At 41.7% G+C, this 3,432-nt stretch carries 3 protein-coding genes and 2 pseudogenes; all 5 read left to right on the top strand.

The features are described from left to right. Positions 1 to 992, top strand: a pseudogene (locus V6C93_RS24315) (phosphoketolase); the annotation flags it as partial. Positions 993 to 1,089: 97 nt separating this feature from the next. Next, entirely contained in the window at positions 1,090 to 1,860 is a 771-nt protein-coding gene (locus tag V6C93_RS24310; protein WP_333479253.1) for an EcsC family protein, read from the top strand. 12 nt (positions 1,861 to 1,872) lie between these two features. Further along, positions 1,873 to 2,802 carry a hypothetical protein gene (locus V6C93_RS24305; protein WP_333479252.1) on the top strand — a complete coding sequence of 310 codons (930 nt, stop codon included), beginning with the start codon at positions 1,873 to 1,875 and terminating at the stop codon, positions 2,800 to 2,802. Between the two features lie 265 nt (positions 2,803 to 3,067). Then, entirely contained in the window at positions 3,068 to 3,325 is a 258-nt protein-coding gene (locus tag V6C93_RS24300; RefSeq protein WP_333479251.1) for a hypothetical protein, read from the top strand. Further along, positions 3,322 to 3,432 (top strand): annotated as a pseudogene (locus tag V6C93_RS38450) (HNH endonuclease); the annotation flags it as partial. The gene V6C93_RS24300 and the pseudogene V6C93_RS38450, both read left to right, overlap by 4 nt.

Here is a 3,432-nt window from a genome sequence, read left to right as displayed (position 1 = left end):
GCGATCGCAATTTCCTGGTAACCAACGCGGATGGTAATGAAGCTTCCGGTATCGCCAACATTAACCAAGCCCTCAAGATTATCCACCCCACACCGGATAGTCTCTACAACCAAGCCCCTAATGGTCAAGTTTACGAACCGTTGAGTGAGGATGCTTGTGCAGGATTAGCAGCAGGTTTATCCCTGATGGGTGCTCGTACCCTCTGGTGTTCTTACGAATCCTTTGCGATTAACGGCTTACCAATTTGGCAGACAGTAACGCAAGCGATGGCTGAATTGCGCCGTCCCACTCCTTCGACGATTACTCTATACACGGCTGGGGCATTAGAGCAAGGGCGGAATGGTTGGACTCACCAGCGTCCGGAAATCGAGGCGTATTTCGCGGCAATGATGCGCAATGGCAATGTCTTCCCTCTGTTCCCCCCGGATGCGAATAGTATCCAAGTCTGTTACGAGTGGGCGCTGACAACGAAGAATAAGGGGATTGTAATTACCGCTAGCAAATCACCCCTACCCATTCGCACCACGTTTGAACAAACTCGCCAAGGTTTGCAAAATGGTGCGGTGTTGCTGGAAGAAGTTAAAGGGGATAAGACGGTGGTGTTTGCCGTGATTGGCGACATGACGCTGATTCCCGTGTTTGAAGCGGCTGCCTACCTGGAAACGGAAGGGATTGGTGCGCGAATTGTCTCAGTGATTAATCCTCGCCGTTTGTACCGTTTCCATGATGTGGCTTGGGATACTTGTTCTGAATCGGATGACGGATTCTTGGATGATGCCGGGTTTGCTCAGTTGTTCGACGGCGATGCGTTGATTGGAGTAACCGGTGGTGCTTCTTCGATGCTGGAACCTATCATGTTGCGGAGCAATTCTAAGCGGGATACGTTTGCATGGAAGCGGGGTGAAACGACTGCAAGTGCTGGAGAGTTGATGGCATTTAATGGGATAACGGCTGAGGCGTTGACTAAAAGAGCGATCGAGTTAGTGCATTAAGCTGAGTGTTATGCCCCTGCCTGGTTTCGGTTGGGCGGGGGCTGACACTAGAGAGCCTGTGAAGCTAGATTGAAGCTAGATTTTGAGGCTCAAATGAATGAATTTTTCAGACTTAGAAAAAGCGATTGAATCGTTGATTGATTGGGTTATTGGCTCTGAACCAAAGGAAATAACAAATTATATTAATAAACTTGGTTCATATAATCCTGAGTTCACTAACAAGCAAATTGCAGAAAAAATAGTTAATGAGCAATCTATAAATAGTGGTTTATTAGGAGCTGTTACTGGTCTAGGAGGATTGATTACTTTACCTGCAACAATTCCTATAGATTTAGTAAAAGCCTATAAAATTCAAGCCTTTACTATACGCTCAATTGCATATATCTATGGATACACTCCTGAGAATACCGATTCAAAAACAGATATTTTCTTAGTTTTGTCTAATGGTTCAATAGAAGCTTTAAAAAATTTAGTAATTGCAGAAGCGCTTAATGCAGCACCTAAACAAGCATTAAAAGCAGTAGATACATTGAAAAAATCGGCTATTCAAGTTGCGGCGAAAGAGACACCCAAATATGCAGCCAAAGCTTTGACAAAATATGGAGGCAAGGCAGTTGTTAACTATAGTATGAAAGGAATATCCAAACACCTAGCCAAAGCTCTTTGGAAGGTCGGTGGTCGAAAAATGGCAGAAAAAGCTCTTCAAAAATCCATTGGTAAAGCAGTTCCTGTGATTGGCGCAGTTGTTGGAGGTGGCATGGATTGGTTTACAACACAAGCTGTAGGGAAATTAGCAATAGAGTATTATGAAAACTCAGTTTCAGATTGGGTAAATGAAGTTTTTAGCCTATGTAAAGATAACGAGTAAGTTTAAGGTAAAATGCTTGTATTTTTTATTCACGGTGTTGCAACAAGGGATAACAGATATGCAAATGAATTAACGGATAAAATTAGAGAGGAGTTTTTTAAAAGGAAACAAGCTGCTCCCGTTTTCTACCCTAGCCTCTGGGGTGGTGTACTGAAAAATACACCTAACCTGTGGAATTGGGTTCAGCAAGACTTAAACAATTTTCAAAAAAACTCAAAAATTGATATTGGAGATATTTTCCAGTACAGCGAGTATAGAGAGTTTTTTGTAAATCACTTTTTTAACGATCTTTTTACTTATCTTAATCTAGATTATGGCTGGAAAATTAGAAAACTTATTGCCCTGCAATTGCTTGAATGCTTAGAAAAATACCCTAGTGAAAATGAACTTCATATAGTTGCTCATTCTTTGGGTGGTGTAATTTTATTGGATATTTTATTTTCTGATAAGTTTGAATCTAACGATCCAGCTTTCTACATTCGTTCAATCATTAAAGGATTAGCTGGCTCTAAGGACTCACCTCAAGTAACCTTAGGTAGTATTACTACAATGGGAACACCAATTCTGTTATTTAACTTGATGTTGGGTATTAGTCCAGAAAATCTAAAACTATTTGCTAGTAAATATACAGATAAACCTCTCAGATGGGTTAATATAATACGCTCGTCCGACCCTTTGGCTTATCCTATTCGAGCAAGTTTTAATATAGATTTGCCATCTCAACTATTTTTACGCGATCGATATATTGGATCTCGTGCCCTTTGGAAAAAATCTGCTCCTTACATAAGTACTTTAGGGGGTTTAGCAATCGCTCACGGCTTAGAACGCTCTCATACTTCTTATTGGCGTAAGAGTAGGGTAAGCCGTTTAATTACTGCTAATATTTTAGGTGATTGCGCTGCCATAGACTCTGCCAATCCATTTAAGTTGGATTGGTTTTGAAAGACAGCAACAGCTTTTCATGGATCTGGGCGAATAGAATTCCCAGCTACACAAACAAAGTCCGCCGTCGCGGATTAGGGGATTTGAAACCTACGTGATGTGCTACGCGCAGCGCAAGCGCGATAGGCAGGTTTTGTTTTTGTCTGTATACCTGCGACTTCAGTCGTTAGGCGCAGTTGCTGTTGTCAGACACAAGAGAAGTAGCAGTAACAGGAAGCGCGATCACTAATCAAAAAAATATAATAAAAACAGATATGGAGAAAATATGATGAATCCTCAAGTAATGACTCCAGTTTCAATGATCGAGCCATCATCATGGCTGCGTTCTGGCATCAAAGTTGAAAAAGTAGATAACGTCAATCTCGTCAAATTCACTGATGAGATGCACTTTCGCGCCGAAGAACTTTTGGAGAAAAAAAAAGCTGGATTTCTAACTCCAGAAGAAGAAGCGGAATATGCAGGAATATCAGAACTAGAGAGGATTTTAACCTTTGTCAACGCCCTCCTGATTGCCCACCCGTGACAGTCAATGAGCGCACTCGACAGTTGGTGCGAAAACGAGCTAGATATCTGTGCGAATACTGTCACTCCCCAGAACGTTCAAGTTCGGATGTATTTACAATCGATCAT

The sequence above is a fragment of the Allocoleopsis sp. genome, assembly GCF_036703385.1.
In the GTDB taxonomy this organism is placed as follows: domain Bacteria; phylum Cyanobacteriota; class Cyanobacteriia; order Cyanobacteriales; family Coleofasciculaceae; genus Allocoleopsis.
The sequence above is the reverse complement of the archived record's forward strand: the minus strand, read 5'-3'. Positions and strand labels throughout refer to the sequence as shown.

Bases quoted from the DNA above. Each gene is read 5' to 3' on its own strand.
- V6C93_RS24305 (WP_333479252.1), top strand. From the start codon at position 1,873: ATGCTTGTATTTTTTATTCACGGTGTTGCAACAAGGGATAACAGATAT.
- V6C93_RS24300 (WP_333479251.1), top strand. From the start codon at position 3,068: ATGATGAATCCTCAAGTAATGACTCCAGTTTCAATGATCGAGCCATCA.
- V6C93_RS24310 (WP_333479253.1), top strand. From the start codon at position 1,090: ATGAATTTTTCAGACTTAGAAAAAGCGATTGAATCGTTGATTGATTGG.